The sequence below is a fragment of the Streptomyces sp. NPDC005266 genome (genome assembly GCF_040607655.1).
In the GTDB taxonomy this organism is placed as follows: Bacteria; Actinomycetota; Actinomycetes; order Streptomycetales; family Streptomycetaceae; genus Streptomyces.
On the sequence record NZ_JBEXHC010000003.1, the window covers coordinates 374235 to 392494 of the forward strand.

At 72.5% G+C, this 18260-nt stretch carries 13 protein-coding genes; 11 read left to right on the forward strand and 2 right to left on the reverse strand.

What is annotated here, in order from left to right; all coding sequences use genetic code 11:
* A partial coding sequence (locus ABZU99_RS08180) for a transcriptional regulator (RefSeq protein WP_356227755.1) occupies positions 1–1204 on the forward strand: 1204 nt, incomplete at its 5' end.
* Positions 1205–1231: 27 nt separating this feature from the next.
* On the opposite strand, the gene ABZU99_RS08185 is transcribed toward ABZU99_RS08180, so the two are convergent.
* Positions 1232–4651 carry a hypothetical protein gene (locus ABZU99_RS08185; RefSeq protein ID WP_356048620.1) on the reverse strand — a complete coding sequence of 1140 codons (3420 nt, stop codon included), beginning with the start codon at positions 4649–4651 and terminating at the stop codon, positions 1232–1234.
* A 134-nt stretch (positions 4652–4785) separates the two neighbouring features.
* On the opposite strand from ABZU99_RS08185, the gene ABZU99_RS08190 reads away from it, so the two are divergent.
* The 4 genes from ABZU99_RS08190 (at position 4786) to ABZU99_RS08205 (ending at position 11045) form a co-directional block, all read left to right on the forward strand.
* The gene (locus tag ABZU99_RS08190; protein ID WP_355944451.1) at positions 4786–6255 is read left to right on the forward strand and encodes an aldehyde dehydrogenase family protein; all 1470 of its coding nucleotides are present in this window, start codon (positions 4786–4788) and stop codon (positions 6253–6255) included.
* Positions 6252–7784, forward strand: coding sequence for an amino acid permease (locus ABZU99_RS08195; protein ID WP_356048622.1), 1533 nt, complete (start codon positions 6252–6254; stop codon positions 7782–7784). The genes ABZU99_RS08190 and ABZU99_RS08195 overlap by 4 nt, the downstream gene beginning before the upstream one ends.
* 10 nt (positions 7785–7794) lie before the next feature.
* A complete protein-coding gene (locus ABZU99_RS08200) occupies positions 7795–9351 on the forward strand; it encodes a GMC family oxidoreductase N-terminal domain-containing protein (RefSeq protein ID WP_355944455.1) in 1557 nt (518 codons plus the stop codon).
* A gap of 728 nt (positions 9352–10079) precedes the next feature.
* Entirely contained in the window at positions 10080–11045 is a 966-nt protein-coding gene (locus ABZU99_RS08205) for an LLM class F420-dependent oxidoreductase (RefSeq protein ID WP_355944457.1), read from the forward strand.
* Here ABZU99_RS08205 and ABZU99_RS08210 read toward each other — a convergent pair.
* Entirely contained in the window at positions 11032–11958 is a 927-nt protein-coding gene (locus tag ABZU99_RS08210; RefSeq protein WP_355944459.1) for a LysR family transcriptional regulator, read from the reverse strand. The two genes, ABZU99_RS08205 and ABZU99_RS08210, sit on opposite strands and share 14 nt — an antisense overlap.
* A gap of 527 nt (positions 11959–12485) precedes the next feature.
* On the opposite strand from ABZU99_RS08210, the gene sfnG reads away from it, so the two are divergent.
* The 6 genes from sfnG (at position 12486) to ABZU99_RS08240 (ending at position 18119) form a co-directional block, all read left to right on the forward strand.
* The gene (gene sfnG, locus ABZU99_RS08215; protein WP_356048625.1) at positions 12486–13595 is read left to right on the forward strand and encodes a dimethylsulfone monooxygenase SfnG; all 1110 of its coding nucleotides are present in this window, start codon (positions 12486–12488) and stop codon (positions 13593–13595) included.
* A 59-nt stretch (positions 13596–13654) separates the two neighbouring features.
* The gene (locus ABZU99_RS08220; RefSeq protein WP_356048627.1) at positions 13655–14872 is read left to right on the forward strand and encodes an acyl-CoA dehydrogenase family protein; all 1218 of its coding nucleotides are present in this window, start codon (positions 13655–13657) and stop codon (positions 14870–14872) included.
* An 85-nt stretch (positions 14873–14957) separates the two neighbouring features.
* Complete coding sequence (gene ssuE, locus ABZU99_RS08225; RefSeq protein WP_356048629.1) at positions 14958–15512, forward strand: NADPH-dependent FMN reductase; 555 nt, start codon at positions 14958–14960, stop codon at positions 15510–15512.
* Between the two features lie 28 nt (positions 15513–15540).
* Positions 15541–16749 carry an SfnB family sulfur acquisition oxidoreductase gene (locus ABZU99_RS08230; protein ID WP_356048631.1) on the forward strand — a complete coding sequence of 403 codons (1209 nt, stop codon included), beginning with the start codon at positions 15541–15543 and terminating at the stop codon, positions 16747–16749.
* Positions 16750–16776: 27 nt separating this feature from the next.
* Positions 16777–17937 carry an LLM class flavin-dependent oxidoreductase gene (locus ABZU99_RS08235; RefSeq protein WP_356048633.1) on the forward strand — a complete coding sequence of 387 codons (1161 nt, stop codon included), beginning with the start codon at positions 16777–16779 and terminating at the stop codon, positions 17935–17937.
* On the forward strand, positions 17934–18119 hold the full coding sequence (locus ABZU99_RS08240) for a hypothetical protein (RefSeq protein ID WP_355944470.1): 186 nt from the start codon (positions 17934–17936) through the stop codon (positions 18117–18119). Before ABZU99_RS08235 ends, ABZU99_RS08240 begins: the two co-directional genes overlap by 4 nt.
* Positions 18120–18260 lie beyond the last annotated feature (141 nt).

Sequence of the window (18260 nt, forward strand, 5' to 3'; positions counted from 1 at the left end):
GGACGCCGGGGACGCCGGGGACGCCGGGGAGGCCGGGGAGGCCGGGGAGGCCGGGGAGGCCGGGGAGGCCGCTCCGCCCTCTCCGCCGACGGCCAAGGCCGGCCCAACGCAGACAGCACGGCGGACGTGGGCGGCGCGGCGGCCCTCGGGCGGCGGGGAGTCCGGCGGGCGCGGGCCCGCGTGGGCGGCGGCGCGGCTCCGGTCGGTGCCGGCCGCAGGCGGGCCCGACACCACACCCCGCATACGCAAGGCGCGCCCATGGGCGTTGATGGCCGGTGCCGCCGCCGTGGTCGTGCTCGCCGTGACGGCGGTGGAGGTGCGGCCGCCCGGCGGAAGCGGCCATAAGGACGCCGCGGCCACGCCCCCGGCCACCGCATCCGCGTCCGCCCCGGCCGCCGGGCCGACCGTACGAGGCCGTCTGGACCGGCTGGAGACCGGCGAGCACGATGAGTCCGGCGTGCCGCGGCGGAAGACCGGGGACAAGGACGGGCGCACGGACAACCGCACCCCCTCCGCCCCCTCCGCCTCCGCCGCCCCTGACGCGACCTCCGGAGCGCGCGACCCATCCGGTGGCGGCACCACCAGCCGCGTCCCGCTCACCCTGGCCACCCGCTCCCACGTCTGGGAGAACGGCTGCGACCACCGGTATCTGATCGACCGGCCCCCGGCGCAGGTGGCCCCGCCGCCCACCGAGCAGGACGCTCCGGCCTGGGCGGCAGCCCATGGCGCGGTGCACGGCGGCACCACGAACGTCGAGGTGACGGCGCAGGGCCGTGCGTCGGACGCCGTCGTGCTGCAGGCCCTGCACGTACGGGTGGTGGGGCGGCACACCCCGCTCGCGTGGTCGTCGTTCGCCATGGACAACGGCTGCGGTGGCTCGCTCACCCCGCGCGCCTTCTCGGTGAATCTGGACGCCACCCGTCCGCAGGCCCACCCCACCGACGGCAGTGACGAGGGCAAACCGATCCCCGCCGTCCGCTTCCCGTACCGCGTCTCGGCCACCGACCCCGAGGTGCTGCTGGTCAACGCCCGTACGTCCGGCTGCGACTGCCGCTGGTACCTGGAGCTGGACTGGACGAGCGGCGGCCGTTCGGGGACGGTCCGGATCGACGACCACGGCGCCCCGTTCCATACCAGCGGCGTCAAGGGGCGCCCCGAGTACGGCTATGACTACGGCGAGGGTGGCTGGCGCGAGAACGGCTGACGCGTCGGGTCGTGCGCGCCACCACCGTCACTCTGTCGCCGTCGTGACCGCGAGCGCCGCGTCCCGGACGTCCGGGTGCGGATGGCGGCGCAGCGCGCGCAGCCGCTCCCGCCAGGGCTCCGCCCATGCGGTGCGCGCCCCGCCCACCGCGGTCAGGGTCGCGGCGAAGAGCCCGGAGGCGTGGCCTCCGTCCTCGCCCAGCTGCCGCGCGGCGCGCAGCAGGGCCTCGCCGGAGCCGGGCCGCATCGCGGTGTTGAGCCGCTGGTGGAGGACGTCCGCGGTGCGGACGGCGAGCGCGGGGCGGGCGGTGTGGAGCCGGGCGAGGCGGGCGAGCGCTGCCGCGAGCGGGCCGGGGTGGGCGTCCAGGTCGAGGGCGTTGACCAGGACATGGGTGGCGTCGTGGACGAAGCTCTCGTACCCCGCGAGGAGTTCACCGGCGGCGGTCGCGGTGGGCCGTATCGCATGGGACCGCATCCGGCTGTGGGTCGCCAGCCGTTCGGCGATGTGCCGGATCCGGCGGCGGGCGGGCCGGTCGCGGTCCGGTACGGCGTCGGGCGCGCCGGGCCGGGCGTCGGCGGTGGCGAGGGCGGCGAGGGCCCAGGCCAGGGGGTTGTCCTCGGACACCCCGTCCGGCGCCGCGGCCATCAGGTCCAGCAGGGAGTCGGCGGCCGCCCGCCAACTCGCCCGGTTGTCCAGGTCGGTGACGGCCGCCACCAGCACCGCCGCCGCGTCCGGCGCCCAGGGCGACCAGACGGCGAGCGCCGCGTAGCCGGGCGCGGCTACCTCGGGGTCTTCGGTATCGCAGACGACGCGTATGAGCTGGGCGTAGCGGCCCCGGTGGGTTTCGGGGAGGTCGAGCGGGCGGGTGCGCAGCACGGCGTGGCGCAGCTCACGCCGCCCGCTCGCGGCGGCGGCCAGCAACTCCCAGGCGCGTTTGGCGTCGAGCAGCCCGGTCGTGAAGGCCACACAGGCGGCCTGTACGTCATGGTGCTGGCCGGGCAGCTCGTACGCGTCGGCGAGCAGCGTGGCGGCGTCGGACACCGGCAACCGGGTGGCGGCGAGCCGCGCGGCCTCCTTACGGCTGGTGACCTTGGCGGGGACGGGCGGTACGGCGGTGGCCACACCGTCGGGCGCCAGGACGCCGCGCACCAGCCGGCCCAGCCGCGACGGCTCGACGTACAGCGAGGCCCTGGTCGCGGCGTGGATCGCGACGCGGGCCCGGTCGCCGCCCGCGTGGGCGAGCAGCACGGGCAGCGACTCCCCCGGCCGGTCGGTCCGGGCGAGGGCGGCGAGCGCTGTCTCGGCGAGGACCACGTCGTCGCTGTCGGCCCAGGCCCGTACGGCGGTGGCCCCCACCTCCGGGATCGGGGCGGCGGCGATGGCCGCGGCGCGCTCATGCGGCCGCAGCGAGCTGTCGGCGGCGGCCCGGGCCAGGATGCGGGCGGCGGCGGCCTGTTGACGGGGGAGCCAGCGGGCGGTGTCGCGGCCGGCGGGCGGGGTCGGGGTCCAGTGGGTGCCGGGGGTCAGGAAGCGCCCGTACGGCGGGGTGTCGTCGAGGATCAGGTCGAGCAGATCGGTGCGGCGGCGCGTCAACACCGCAAGCACGGGCGGCAGTACGGCCGTCGAGGGTTCCTGCGCGAGCACGTCCGCCACGCGCGCGTCCCGCTCCCCCGGCGGCTCCAGCCACAGCCCGATGGCGGTACGGACGGTCGCGTCGCTGCCGAACTGGATCGCCTGCCGCAGCAGTTCCTGCAGCTCCGGCATGGCGTGGGCCCGTCGGCCCAGCGAGCGGGCCAGGGCGAAGGTCAGCTCGTGGTCGACGCGGTCGGCGCCCGCCTCCAGCCAGGGCCGCAGCGCCTCGAACACGGCATGCTCCTGGCCGCGCCGCAGCCTGTGGTCGAGCCGCCCGAGATCGGCGGCGCCGACGCTGCCCGCGAGCCGGGTGACGGTGCGCAGCGCCCAGCCGAGCAGCTCCCGCCGCCCGGTCACGGCGTGTTCGCGCAGCAGCGCGACAGCGAGGCGGCGCAGTGCCTGCCGGGTGGCCGGGGACGAATCGCGGGCCTGGATCGCGTCGGCCGCCACCCGGTCGAGCGGCTCGGCCGCGGCCTCCGTGAACAGCGCCGGGTGGGTCGCGGCCAGCGCGCCGAGCGCGGCCGAACGCACCGGGTCCTGCTCATCGCGCAACCCCTCCAGCAGCCGCAGGAGCGAGGTGACGGCGTCGGGATCGCCGGAGCGGGCCGCGTTGCGGATCAGCAGCGGATAGGCGCGTGCGCGGTCCTCCGCCGAGGAGCGGCGGACCGCCGTCAGCAGCTCCTCGCGCGCCTCCTCGACCGGTAGATACGCGACCGCCTCCAGCACGGTCGTCCATGGCGCGCCGCGCTCCCGGGCCCGCGCGGCCATCCGGCGCGCCTCGGCCTGGCGGCGCGGGCGAGGCAGTACGTCCAGCACGGCGGGGTCCACGACGGTGTGGGCCGGGTCGCCTTCGGCGGTGGCCGCGTCGTAGAAGCCGGCGCGGCGGGCGGGTGGCAGGGCGGCCAGCAGCCGGGCGAAGGCCGCGGCGTCGTGGTGGAGCGTCCGGCCCAGGTCGATGAGATCTGGTGGATCCGCATGGATGAGCCGGCGCAGCACGGCCGGTTCCAGGCTCCGGAGGGTTCCGTGGTGTGCGGGCGCGAGGAGCAGCCGTAGCGTGCGGGCGGGTTCGACGGCCGCGAGGGTGCTCAGCCGCTGCCGCACCGGGAGTGGCAGCGGGCCGTGGCACAGCCGCTCAAGCAGGTCGAGGACCCGCCGCGGCTCGGCGGTCGCGGCGAGCGCGATGCCGGGCGCGTAGCGGGACCACCAGTCGCCGCGCAGCGGGACCGGCAGCGCGGTCAGCTGGCGCGCGGCCTCGTCGAGCACCACCGCCGGATGGCGGGAGACCAGCCGACGCCAGCTGCCCACCGCATGGAAGAGCCCGGGCAGCAGCCGCTCCACCGTCTCCGCCCCGCACCCGGGCAACAGCCGGGCCGCCTCGCCGTCGCCCCAGCGCTCGCGCAATGGCTCGATGAGCCGGTCCGCCAGCGCGGTCCGCCGCCCGGCCACGACCGTGCGCACCAGCCGGCGCCGTACGACGGCGGGCGCGTCCTCGAATGCCGCCTCCAGCGCGTCATCGGTCACCCCGCCCCGGCGAGCGACCCGCAGCGCGCGGTGACGCACCACGGGATCCGGGTCCGCCAGCCTGTCCCCGAGATAGCCGTAGCACCCGCCGACCGCCGCCACGACGATGGCCAACCGCCGCTCGTACGCACCGCCCCGGTCGAGCCCATCGAGCAGCGCGTCGAGCTCACCCGCGTCGCGCGCCGCCCGCGCACGCGCTGCCACCTCCCGCATCCGGCGCGGATAGGGCAGCGGATCGAGGGCGCCGAGCATTTCCTCGATGAGGGCGCTGGGGGCTTCGAAGTGGCGGACCATGCCAGGGATTGTGCACGGTATTCGCCGTGCGAGGGGGACCGGTGCCGCTTACGCTCGGTGTGTGGGCCGGCCACGCGGATCGACCGATCGACCACGGGGTCGGCGCTCCGTCCGAGTCGGGAGGCGAGGCACCCATGCCGGAGCTGTTCATCGGCGGCCAGTGGACGACCGCCCTCGACGGGCACACTCGGGAGATCCGCTGCCCCGCGGACGGCACGCTGGTCGCCGTGGTCGACGAGGCCGGGCCGAAGGACGCCGCGGCGGCGGTGGCGGCCGCGCGGGACGCCTTCGACCGCGGGCCGTGGCCCGGTACCCCGCCTGCCGAGCGCGGTCGGCTGCTGCTGCGGGTGGCCGATCTGCTGGTGCGGGACAAGGCCGACCTCGCCCGCGTGGAATCGCTGGACACCGGGAAGCGGCTGGTCGAGAGCGAGTACGACCTCGATGACATCGCGAACTGCTTCCGCTACTTCGGCCATCTGGTCGCCTCCGGCGGCGCGGGGAGAGTGGTCGAGGTGGGTAGCCCGGAGATCGACAGCAGGGTGGTGCATGAACCGGTCGGGGTCTGCACGCTGATCACCCCGTGGAACTATCCGCTGCTGCAGACCGCCTGGAAGGTGGCGCCCGCGCTGGCCGCGGGGAACACGTTCGTGCTGAAGCCGAGCGAGCTGACCCCGCACACGGCGATCGGGCTGATGCGGCTGCTGGCGGAGGCCGGGGTGCCGGCGGGGGCGGTGAATCTGATTCTGGGCGCCGGGTCGACGGCGGGGGCGCCGCTGGTCACGGACGAGCGGGTGGACATGGTGTCGTTCACGGGCGGGGTGGTCACCGGGCGGTGGATCATGGCGGCTGCCGCGCCGTCGGTGAAGAAGATCGCCCTGGAGCTGGGCGGCAAGAACCCCAACATCGTCTTCACCGACTCCGATTTCGACACCGCCGTGGACTATGCGCTGACGGCCGTGTTCCTCCACTCCGGGCAGGTCTGCTCGGCCGGTGCCCGGCTGCTGGTGCAGGAACAGCTGCACGACGCGTTCATCGACGAGGTGGTGCAGCGGGCCCGGGAGATCCGGCTGGGCGGTCCGTTCGACGAGAACGCCCGGGCGGGCCCGCTGATCTCCGCCGCGCACCGGCAGAAGATCGCCGACTATGTGGCGGCCGGGCTGGAGGAGGGCGCGGTGCTGCGCTGTGGCGGGGCGCCGCCGGACGATCCGGAGCTGGAGAAGGGCTACTACTATCTGCCGACCGTGCTGGACGACTGCACCCCCGATATGTCGGTGGTGCAGGAGGAGTCGTTCGGCCCGGTGCTCACCGTGGAGCGGTTCCGCGACGAGGAGGAGGCGCTGGCGCTCGCCAATGACACGGCGTACGGCCTGGCCGGGGCGGTGTGGACGCAGGACGCGGAGAAGGCGCACCGGGTGGCGTCCCGGCTGCGCGCCGGGACCGTATGGATCAATGACTTCCATCCGTATGTCCCGCAGGCCGAGTGGGGAGGTATGAAGCAGTCCGGTATCGGCCGTGAGCTGGGCCCCTCGGGTCTTCACGAGTACCAGGAGACCAAGCACATCTGGCGGAACACCGCGCCCCGCCCGCTGCGGTGGTTCGCATGACGGCTGCCGAGCCCGCTCCCCGGCCGGACGGTTCGCATGACGACGACTCACTCGCCGAGCTCGGGTATCGCCCCGAGCTCAAGCGCACGCTGGGCAACTTCCACACCTTCGCCGCCGGGATCAGCTATATCTCGATCCTCACCGGCACCTTCCAGCTCTTCTACTTCGGGGTGACCCACGGTGGCCCCGCGTACTGGTGGTCCTGGCCGATGGTGTTCGTCGGCCAGCTGATGGTGGCGCTGTGCTTCTGTGAGCTGGCGGGCCGCTATCCGGTGGCGGGGTCGGTCTACAACTGGTCGAAGCTGCTGGGCGGGCCGCATGTCGGCTGGCTGGGCGGCTGGATGATGATGACCGCCTCGATGGTGTCGCTGTCGGCCGTCGCGCTCGCCTATCAGGTCACGCTGCCGCAGATCTCCCCGTGGTTCCAGTTCATCGGGGACGGCAGCAGCGGGACCGAGCGGGCGGCCAACGCGGTGGTGCTCGGCTCCATCCTGATCGTGTTCACCACCCTGGTGAACGGCTTCGGCGTGAAGCTGATGGCCCGGATCAACTCCGCGGGCGTGGCCATCGAGCTGATCGCCGCGATCGTTCTGATCCTTATGCTGGCCGCGCACATCACGCACGGCCCGTCCGTCGTGTTCGACACCTTCGGCCGAGGCGAGGGGCAGTCGCTGGGCTACTTCGGCGCGTTTCTGACCGCCTCGCTCGCCTCGGCGTATGTCATGTATGGCTTCGACACGGCGTCATCGCTCGGGGAGGAGTCCGTGGACCCGGGCCGTAACGCGCCGCGCGCCATCTTGCGGGCGCTCGTCGCCTCGTTCCTCATCGGCGGGTTCATCCTGCTGTTCGCCCTGATGGCGGTGGAGAACCTGCACTCCCCGCTGCTGGCCGAGGACGGGCTGCAGTACGTGGTGCTCTCCGTCCTCGGTCACACCGTCGGCGAGATCATGCTGTGGTGCGTGGTGATCGCGATCACGGTGTGCGCGCTGGCCGTGCACACCGCGTCCATCCGGCTGATGTTCGCGATGGCCCGGGACAACAATCTCCCCGGTGGCTCCAAGCTCGCCCATGTCCATCCGCGCTTCCAGACACCGGTGCTCCCGGCGGTTCTGATCGGGCTGGTGGCCGTGGCGATCCTGATCATCAACATCAACCAGCCGCAGATCTTCTCCGTCGTCACCAGCATCGCGATCATCATGATCTACATCGCGTATCTGCTGGTCACCCTGCCCATGCTGGCGCGGCGGCTGAGGAGGGAGTGGCAGCCGGCGAAGGGCCGCTTCTCGCTGGGGCGCTTCGGGCTGCCGGTCAATGTGGTGGCCGTGCTGTGGGGCATCGCGATGTCCGTCAACCTGGCCTGGCCGCGCGCCGAGGTCTACAACGCGACCCCGCCGCACCACTGGTATCTGCGCTGGGGCGCGGTGCTGTTCATCGGCGTGGTCGCGCTCGGCGGCTTCGCCTACTACTGGTTCGTCCAGCGGAAGCACACGGGTGTGCTCTCCGAGCACGCCGCCGCCACCGCCTCGTAAGGAGAGGGCCGTGGATGAGTTCGACTATGTGGTGGTGGGGGGCGGCACGGCCGGGTCGGTCGTCGCCTCGCGGCTGACCGAGGACCCCTCGGTGTCGGTGTGCGTTCTGGAGGCTGGGCCGTCGGACGTCGGGGACGACAACATCCTGCGGCTGAACCGCTGGATGTGGCTGCTGGAGTCCGGCTACGACTGGGACTACCCCGTCGAACCGCAGGAGCGGGGCAACAGCTTTATGCGGCACGCCCGCGCCAAGGTGCTCGGCGGCTGCTCCTCGCACAACTCCTGCATCGCCTTCTGGGCCCCCGCCGAGGACCTCGACGAATGGGCGGCCCAGGGCCTGGACGGCTGGTCGGCCGCCGACTGCTTCCCGCTCTTCCAGCGATTGGAGAGCAACGACGCGCCCGGCGACCACCACGGCCGCGACGGCCCGGTCACCATCCGCACCATCCGGCCGATGGACCCGTGCGGCAGGGCGCTGCTGGCGGCCTGCGAGGAGGCGGACATCCCGATCACCCCCTTCAACACCGGCACCACGGTGGTGCGCGGCGCCAACTGGTTCCAGATCAACGCGCGCGAGGACGGCACCCGCTGCTCGTCGTCGGTCGCCTATCTCCACCCCGTGACGGGCTCGCGGCCGAACCTGGACGTGCGCACCGCGCTGCAGGCCAAGCGGCTGGTCCTGGACGAGGACCGGCGCTGCACGGGGGTCGACTACCTCTCCCCCGATCTGATCCGCACCCTCAGGGTGCACGCCCGGCGGGAGGTCATCGTCTCCTGCGGCGCGATCGACTCGCCGAAACTGCTGATGCTGTCCGGCATCGGCCCCGCGGACCATCTGCGCAAGACCGGGGTGGAGGTGATCGTGGACTCCCCCGGTGTCGGCAGCAACCTCCAGGACCATCCCGAGGGCGTCATCATGTGGAACGCCGAGCAGCCCATGGTCACCACCTCCACCCAGTGGTGGGAGATCGGCATCTTCGCCGCCACCGAACCCGAACTCGACCGCCCGGACCTGATGTTCCACTACGGTCAGGTGCCGTTCGACATGAACACCTACCGCCGTGGCTACCCCACCTCGGAGAACGCGTTCTGCCTCACCCCCAACGTCACGCGCGCCCGCTCCAGAGGCACCGTGCGTCTGCGCACCCGCGACTTCCGCGACAAGGCACGCGTCGACCCCCGCTACTTCACCGACGCCTACGGCTACGACATCGGCATCATGACCCATGGGCTCCTGCTGGCCCGCAATATCGGCGCCCGGCCCGCGCTGGCCCTGTGGGCGGGCTCCGAACTCGCCCCCGGGCCCGATGTCAACACCGACGACGAGCTCGCCGCCTACATCCGCGAGACGCACAACACCGTCTACCACCCGGCGTGCACCGTGAGGATGGGCGCGCCCGACGACCCGGACGCCCCGCTCGACCCGCAGCTACGGGTCAAGGGGGTGACAGGTCTGCGGGTCGCCGACGGCTCGGCCATGCCGTACCTCATCGCCGTCAACCCGTGCATCACCACGATGATGATCGGGGAGAAGTGCGCGGACATGATCAAGCGACGCCATCCTTGACAGGCTGAACCCAAGCCGACCGGGAGTCCTTTTCTCCGAAGCTCTCCTCGGGGAGACGCGAGGGCCCGGGGTGAATCACCCCTGGCCCGGTGATGTGTGGTCACCCCCGGCCCGGTGATGTGTGGTCCCCCACGGCCCGGTGACGCAGGGGTCCCGTTGACCCGTCACTACCCCCCCTGCCCATGCCCGTGCGGCAGACCCATGGGCGTTGCCGCCCCGGCGCCGCGTCTGTCATCGATGCCGCGCTGTCCGTCGCCGACCGGATCACCGGAGGCTCCATCGCCTGTGCCTCTCCCCGGTGGGGCCGGCTTGCCCCGGCCGAGCAGGACGACCTGACGGCGTCCCTGGCCCGGCTGTCTTTGCGGATGCGGACGCTGGAGCCCCGCTATGTGGACCGCGGCGGCCGGCCGCGCGACGACCGCGCACTGCAGGGAGGCGTACGACGGGGTCCTGTGCGTCCCCACGGCCACCACCGCGTACGTGACCGGTCTGGCCCAGGCCCCCGGGCCCCGGGCCCCCGTTCCGGCGGGCCCGGAGCCCGGTCGGAGCCGGAACCCGGTCGCGGCCGAAGCCCGGTCGGAGCCGGAACCCGGTCGGGGCCGAAGCCCGGCCGGGGCCGAAGCCCGGCCGGGGCCGAAGCCCGGCCGGGGCCGAAGCCCGGCCGGGGCCGAAGCCCGGTCGGGGCCGGAAACCTGTTTGAAAGGGGGGTCAACGGTTACTCCGGGGCAATGATGCGATGGGGATACACGATGATGACCGAGCAGGCCGGGCCGCGTCAGCTGGTGGACGACGTGGTCCGGGCCGAGCAGGTCGGGTTCGACTTCTCGGTGACCTCCGACCACTACTTCCCGTGGCTCGACTCCCAGGGGCACTCCCCGTACGCGTGGAGCGTCCTGGGCGCTGCGGCGCAGGCCACCTCGCGCATTCCGCTGACCACGTTCGTCACCTGCCCGACCATGCGCTATCACCCCGCGGTGATCGCGCAGAAGGCCGCGACGGTACAGCTGCTGTCCGAGGGGCGGTTCCGGCTGGGACTGGGGGCCGGCGAGAACCTCAATGAGCATGTGGTTGGCGCCGGCTGGCCCTCGGCCGATGTGCGCCACGAGATGCTGGAAGAGGCGGTGGAGATCATCCGTGCGCTGTTCGGCGGCGGTTATGTGAACCACCACGGTCCGCACTTCGACGTCGACTCGGCCAAGCTGTGGGATCTGCCCGACGAGACCCCGCCCATCGGGCTGGCGGCCTCCGGTCCCCGGTCCTGCCGGATGGCGGGGGAGCTGGCCGACATCCTGATCGCCGTCGAGCCGAAGGCCGAGCTGGTGGAGGCGTTCGAGAGCGGCGGCGGGAGCGGAAAGCCGCGGATCGGGCAGATCCCGGTCTGCTACGACCCCGACCGGGACGCGGCGATCGCCCGTGCCCATGACCAGTTCCGCTGGTTCGGGGGCGGCTGGAAGGTCAACTCGGAGCTGCCGGGGCCCGCTTCCTTCGCGGGTGCCACGACGTTCGTACGGCCCGAGGACGTGGCCGCGTCCATCCCGTGCGGCGACGATGTGGAGGAGTTCGTGGAGCGGATCCGGCCGTTCGCGGACGCGGGCTTCACCGATGTCGCCCTGATCCAGATCGGCGGCGACCACCAGCGGCCGTTCCTGGACTGGGCCGAGAAGCGGCTGCTGCCCGCGCTCAAGGAGCTGTAGGAGCTCCGGCCGCGCGCCGTGCCCGCCTGACGAAGAGCTGGTGCAGATCGCGTACGGCGCGCGGCGCGGATCCGGTGCGGCGGCGCTGGATGACGAGCAGCACATCGGTGCCGCCCCCGTCCGCGAACGGGCGGTAGGTGATCGCGCCGCCGCGCTCCAGGGGGTCGCCGATGACACTGAAATCGGGGAGCACGGTGACTCCGAGCCCCTCGGCCACCATCAGCTTGCCCATCTCGGCACCGTCGGTGGAGTACGAGAAGGACGGGGAGCGGCCGTCGAGCAGCCGGTGGATATAGCGGTGCATGACATAGCCGGACCGCATGACGATGAGCGGCTCGCTCTCGTCCAGCAGATCCGCCGCGCTGACGGTCCGCCGGCCGGCGAGGGGGCTGTCGGGACGGACACAGACCACGGGACGGCCGCGCAGCAGCTCGGTGGTCTCGAAGTCGGGCGGAAGGTCGTCCCCTTGGAGGTAGTTGACCAGCCCCAGATCGAAACTCCCCTCCAGCAGCGCCCGGTGGATCTCGGCCTGCTGTGCGCCGACCACCTCGACCTGGGTCACCGGATGGGTCGCGCGGAACTCCCGGACGGTGGGGATCAGCAGCGGAACCGTGGCGGTGTTGACCGTCCCCAGCCGGATCATCCGGCTGACGCGGTGCTGGTCGCCGGCCGCGCCACGCAGCCGGTCGACCGCCTCGATCACCCCGACGATATGGGGCAGCAGCTCACGGCCCTCGTCGCTGATCTTCGCGCCGGAGCGCTTGCGCTCCAGCAGATCCACACCGAGCTCACGCTCCAGATTGCGCACGGTCTCGCTGAGCGCGGGCTGGGACAGATGCAACTCCTCGGCGGCGCGGCGGAGTGAGCCGAGCCGGGTGACGGCGGCGATGTATTCCAGCTGCTCTATTCGCACACCCAGCACCATGCCCACCGCTCTGCGGGCCGTTCAAGGGGTTCCCTATCACGGTCTCATGAATACCGACTCACTCCCCGGCCGCCGTTACGGGTAATCTCGATCCAGTTGCCGCGGTATTTCCGCAGCACAGCCCCCGCGTCCGGGATGTGGAATCAGCCCCGGGCCTTCTTGACCGGCTGGAATCCCACTGGTTGGATCGGTGACATGAAGCGACAGGACCTCACGCGGCGACGCCACGTCGACCTCGCGCGTGTCTCCAGCGCCTCCTGTTGCTGTCCGGCCTGACCTGCCGCCGGGCCTGAGCGAGTCCCGAGGGATCGCCTCCGATTCGCTCCCCGCCACCTTTCATGATCGGGCGCGGCTGGTAGCCGCCCTTTCCTGAAATCCGGCCGCGCGCCATCGCCCTGCCGCTGTTTCGCGGTGCCCGGTCGCTGCCCGTTTCTCTCACGCCCCGCATGGCGCACATTCCGCCGGCGCGCGGGGTCGATTCACCCTGCTCGTATTCGCTCACTCGGGAGTTCCTCATGCCCGCAGATCCCCTCCGTTTCGCCTATTGGGTGCCGAATGTCAGCGGCGGCCTGGTCACCAGCACGATCGAACAGCGCACCGACTGGGGCTATGACTACAACCGCGAACTGGCCAGGCTCGCCGAGAACAACGGCTTCGACTACGCCCTCAGCCAGGTCCGCTACATGGCCAGCTACGGCGCCGAGTACCAGCACGAGTCGACCAGTTTCAGCCTCGCGCTGCTGCTCGCCACCGAGCGGCTGAAGGTCATCGCGGCCGTCCACCCCGGGCTGTGGCACCCGGGCGTCCTGGCCAAGCTGGGGGCCACCGCCGATCAGCTGTCCGGCGGACGGTTCGCGGTGAATGTCGTCTCCGGCTGGTTCAAGGGCGAGTTCAGCGCGCTCGGCGAGCCCTGGCTGGAGCATGACGAGCGCTACCGCCGCGCCGAGGAGTTCATCCGCGCGCTGCGCTCGATCTGGACCGAGGACCATGCCGAACTCGCCGGGGATTTCTACCGGATCCGCGACTTCTCCCTCAAGCCCAAGCCGCTGAACAGCGCGGAGCGCCCGCATCCGGAGATCTTCCAGGGCGGCAACTCCACCGCGGCGCGCGCCATGGCCGGCCGCGTGTCCGACTGGTACTTCAGCAATGGCAAGGACTTCGACGGCGTCACCGAGCAGATCGAGGACGTCCACGCCTCGGCCGCCGCCGCCGGCCGCCCGGCGCCACGCTTCGGTCTCAACGCCTTTCTCATCGCCCGCGACACCGAGGCCGAGGCCCGTGACACGCTGCGCGAGATCGTCGCCAGGGCCGACACCCCGGCCGTCCACGGCTTCCGCGACGCCGTCCGGCAGGCGGGCCAGTCCACCTCCGACAACAAGGGCATGTGGCAGGACTCCTCCTTCGAGGACCTGGTCCAGTACAACGACGGCTTCCGTACGGGGCTGATCGGCACCCCCGAGCAGATCGCCGAGCGCATCGTCGCCTACAAGCGGCTCGGCGTCGACCTCTTCCTCCTCGGTTTTCTCCACTACCTGGAGGAGGTCGAGTACTTCGGCAAGCGCGTGCTCCCCCTCGTCCGCGAGCTGGAGGCGCAGCTGCCGGACGCTGAGCCCCTGCTGACCTGACCAGGCATCACACCGCCCGCACATGCCCGCACACGCCCGCACAGCGAAGGGGAACCGACATGAGCACCGCCACCCGCGCCGACTGGCAGACCCTGCCCCCGCCCACCGACCCGGCCGGCTGGATCGGCCGCGCCGCCGAGGTAGCCGGCGTGCTGGCCACCGACGCGGCCGCCCGCGACAAGGCCGGCGCCACCCCGTACGCCGAGGTCCGGCTGCTCAAGGAGGCGGGACTGGTCACCCTCCTCGGCCCCGTGGAACACGGGGGCGGCGGCCAGGACTGGACGACCGCCTACCGCGTGGTCCGCGAGATCGCCAAGGCCGACGGGTCCATCGGCCAGTTGCTCGGCTACCACTATCTGTGGAACTGGGCCGCCCGGCTGGTCGGCACCCGGGAGCAGTGGGAGCAGGTCGAGGCGGAGGCGGCCCGGAACCAGTGGTTCTTCGGCGGCGCCGTCAATCCGCGCGACAACGACGTGGTCGTCCGGGACGAGGGCGACACCCTCACCTTCACCGGCAGCAAGTCCTTCTCCACCGGCAGCAGGGTCTCCGACGTCACCGTCCTGGAAGGCGTCCTGGAGGGTACCGACAAGCACGTCTTCGCCATCGTCCCGTCCGGCAGCGAGGGGCTGACCTTCCACGACGACTGGGACAACATCGGCCAGCGGCTCACCGAGAGCGGCAGCGTCACCATCGACGGAGTGCGCGTCCCCTGGTCGGCCGCGGCGGGATACGTGGACAAGGAGTTCACGCCCCGCGTCTACAACACTCTGAACGTGCCGACGATCCAGCTGGTCTTCGTCAGCTTCTACCTGGGCATCGCGGCCGGTGCCCTGGAGACCGCCGCCGTCTACACGCGCACCAGGGCCCGGTCCTGGCTGCACGGCGGATTCGAGGCGGCGGTCGACGAGCCGCATGTCATCGACACCTATGGCGATCTCACCGCCAAGCTGTGGGCGGCCGAGGCGCTCGCGGACGCGGTGGCGGCCGAGGGCCAGCGGCTGCACGACGACCCGGACGCGGTGACCGAGGCGGCCCGCGGCGAGTTCGAGGTGCGGGTCGCCGCGGTGAAGGCGCGGGCCACCGATGTGGCCCTGGAGGTCACCAGCCGGATCTTCGAGGTCACCGGCGCCCGTGCCACCGCCTCCGCCGAGGGACTGGACCGCTTCTGGCGCAATGTGCGCACCCACACCCTGCACGACCCGGTGGCCTACAAGCGCCGCGAGGTGGGCCGCCACGTGCTGACCGGGGAACTCCCCCGGCCCACCTGGTACTCCTGACCGCCCTTCGGGTGCCGTCGGCCCGCCGACGGCACCCGCCGCCCCTCACCCCGTGAAGCCACCCCCGCCCTGTGAAAGGTTCGCCATGGCCACCGTCCTGTCCCTCTCCGGCTCCCCCTCCGCCACCTCCCGCACCGCCCGTCTGCTGCGCCATCTGGACGCCCGGCTGGTGTCCCAGGGGCATGAGGTGGTCCCGCTCGACGTCCGTACGCTCCCCGCCGCCGCACTGCTCGGCGCCGACTTCGCCCATCCGGCCATCACCCGGGCCGCGGCCCTGGTCGAGCAGGCGGACGGGATCGTCGTCGGCACCCCCGTCTACAAGGCCGCCTACTCCGGGCTGCTGAAGTCGCTGCTGGATCTGTTGCCGCAGTTCGCGCTCGCGGGCAAGACCGTGCTGCCGCTGGCCACCGGTGGCACCACGGCCCATGTGCTGGCCATCGACTACGCGCTGCGCCCGGTGCTGTCGTCCATGGGTGCGGCCCATATCGTCCAGGGCTGGTTCACGCTTGACAAGGACATCAGGGTCGAGGCGGACGGCGGCATCGGCGTGGCTCCCGCCGCGGCCGAGGCGCTGGAGCAGGTCGTCGACCATTTCTCGGCGGCACTCGGCCGCACCTCCCTGTTCGCCGCCGCGGGCTGACGCCCGCCGAGGAGCCGAGGAGTACGCCATGCCCTCCCTGCCCGGGCCGCCCGAGGCCGCCCATGTGATCGCCGATGACGCGGAGGCACTGAAGGTGGCCGCCGCGCTGGCCGAGGAGTTCCGTACGGGCGCCGCGGAGCGGGACGCGACCCGCCGGCTGCCGCACGCCGAGCTGGACCGGCTGTCCGCCTCGGGGCTGCCGGCGATCACCGTCCCGGCCGAGTACGGCGGCGCGGATGTGACCGCCGTGAGCCTCGCCGAGGTGTTCCGGCTGCTGGCCGGCGCCGACGCCAGCCTGGCCCAGATCCCGCAAAGCCACTTCGTGTACGTCAATGTGCTGCGCCGCCAGGGCAGCGCGGCACAGCAGGCGTTCTTCTTCGGCGAGGTGCTGGCGGGGAAACGGTTCGGCAACGCCCAGTCGGAGGCGGGTACGAAACACCTCCAGGACATCCGCACCCGTCTGGAGCCACGCGCCGACGGCTCGTACACCCTGACCGGCGTCAAGCACTACTCCACCGGCGCGCTGTTCGCCGACTGGATCCCCGTGCTCGCCCGCGCCCAGGACGACGAGCTGCATGTGGCGTACGTACCGCGGGACGCGCCCGGGCTGACCGTCGTCGACGACTGGGACGGCATGGGCCAGCGCACGACCGCGAGCGGCACCGTCCGGCTGGCGGGCGTCCCCGTCCCCGCCGACCGGGTCGTCCCGCACCACCTCACCTTCCGGGGCCCGCAACTGCACGGCGCCGTCGCGCAGTTGCTGCACGCCGCCATCGACGCCGGGATCGCCTCCGGGGCACTGGCCGAGGCAGTGGCATTCGTCCGCACCAAGAGCCGCCCCTGGTTCGAGAGCGGCTTCGAGACCGCCGCCGAGGATCCGCTGCTCATCCAGCGCTTCGGCGAACTGGCCCTCCAACTGCGGGGAGCCGAGGCCCTGCTGGCCGCCGCCGCGCGGGCGGTGGACACCGCCAGCGCGGATCTGACGGACGACACCGCCGCCGAGGCGTCGATCGCGGTGGCGGCGGCGAAGGTGTCGGCGGCGAACGCGGCCGTCGAGACGGGCAGCGCGCTCTTCGAAGTGTCCGGCACCCGCTCGGCGCTGCACTCCCTCGGCCTCCACCGCCACTGGCGGGACGCCCGTACGCACACCCTCCACGACCCGGCCCGCTGGAAGGTCCAGCACATCGGCCGCTACGTCCTGAACGGCACCCCGCCGCCCCGCCACGGTCTGCTGTAGTCCACTCCCCTCGATCGGAGCCGCACCATGTCCCTCACCTTCCACTGGTTCCTGCCCACCAACGGCGACAGCCGCCATGTCGTCGGCGGCGGCCACGGCACCCCGGTCACGGCGGCCGGCGGTGACCGCCCGCCGTCCGTCGGCTATCTCACCCAGATCGCCCACGCCGCCGAAGACCTCGGCTTCACCGGCGCGCTGACCCCCACCGGCGCCTGGTGCGAGGACGCGTGGCTGACCACCGCCATGGTCAGCCGGCACACCGAGCGGCTGAAGTTCCTGGTCGCCTTCCGGCCCGGCTTCGTCTCGCCCACCCTCGCCGCGCAGATGGCGTCCACCTACCAGCGGCAGACGGGCGGCCGGCTGCTGCTCAATGTGGTCACCGGCGGTGAGAGCCATGAGCAGCGCGCGTACGGCGACTTCCTCGACAAGGAGGCCCGCTACGCCCGTACCGGTGAGTTCCTGAGCGTCGTCCGCGGTCTGTGGGACGGCAAGACCGTGGACCTCGCGGGCGAACACCTTCGCGTCGAGGACGCGACACTGGCCCGGCTGCCCGACCCGGTGCCCGAGGTCTACTTCGGCGGCTCCTCCCCCATCGCCGGGCAGATCGCCGCCCGCCATGTGGATGTCTATCTCACCTGGGGCGAACCGCCCGCCCAGGTGGCCGAGAAGATCGCCTGGATCCGCGCCCTGGCCGCCGAGCAAGGCCGTACGCTCCGCTTCGGCATCCGGCTGCACGTCATCACCCGCGACACCTCCGAACAGGCGTGGGCCGAGGCGCGGCGGCTGTTGGACGGCTTCTCCCCCGAGACCGTACGGGCCGTCCAGAGCGGGCTGGCCCGCAGCGAGTCCGAGGGGCAGAAGCGCATGCTCGCCCTGCACGGCGGCAGCCGTGACGGTCTGGAGATCCACCCCAACCTGTGGGCGGGCATCGGACTGGTCCGGGGCGGCGCCGGTACGGCCCTGGTGGGCAGCCACGCCGAGGTGGCCGAGCGGATCGCCGAGTACCACCGGCTCGGCATCGACGAGTTCGTCCTGTCCGGCTATCCGCATCTGGAGGAGGCGTACTGGTTCGGCGAGGGCGTCCTGCCCCTGCTCCGGGCGCGGGGCCTGTGGTCCCACCCGGCCCGGCCCGCCACCGCCGCGCAACCCGCCGCCCAGGTGCCCTTCGCGGGGTCCGGAAGCGCATGACGGCCACAGCGCTCCTGGCCGGGACCGCCCCGCGGCGGGCAGCCGCCGGCGAGGAGCGCGAGGGGGAACGGCGCGCGGGTAGTGGTCGGCGGAAGACGGTGACGACTGTCATCCACTTACGCGCTTTCGGGTTCTTTGCCGCCTATCTCAATGAGTTGGCCGACCACTGGCGCGAGGGCTAGGAGTGGCGCCGCCACGAGGCGCGGCTGAATGAGTTTCCGCAACCGCACCACCGTCCCGCCGCGCCGGCCGGTGGCACCGTCGCGCACGTCAGCGGCGGCGCCCTCGGCCGATTTCATGAACCGGGCATGTCGCTCACAAGA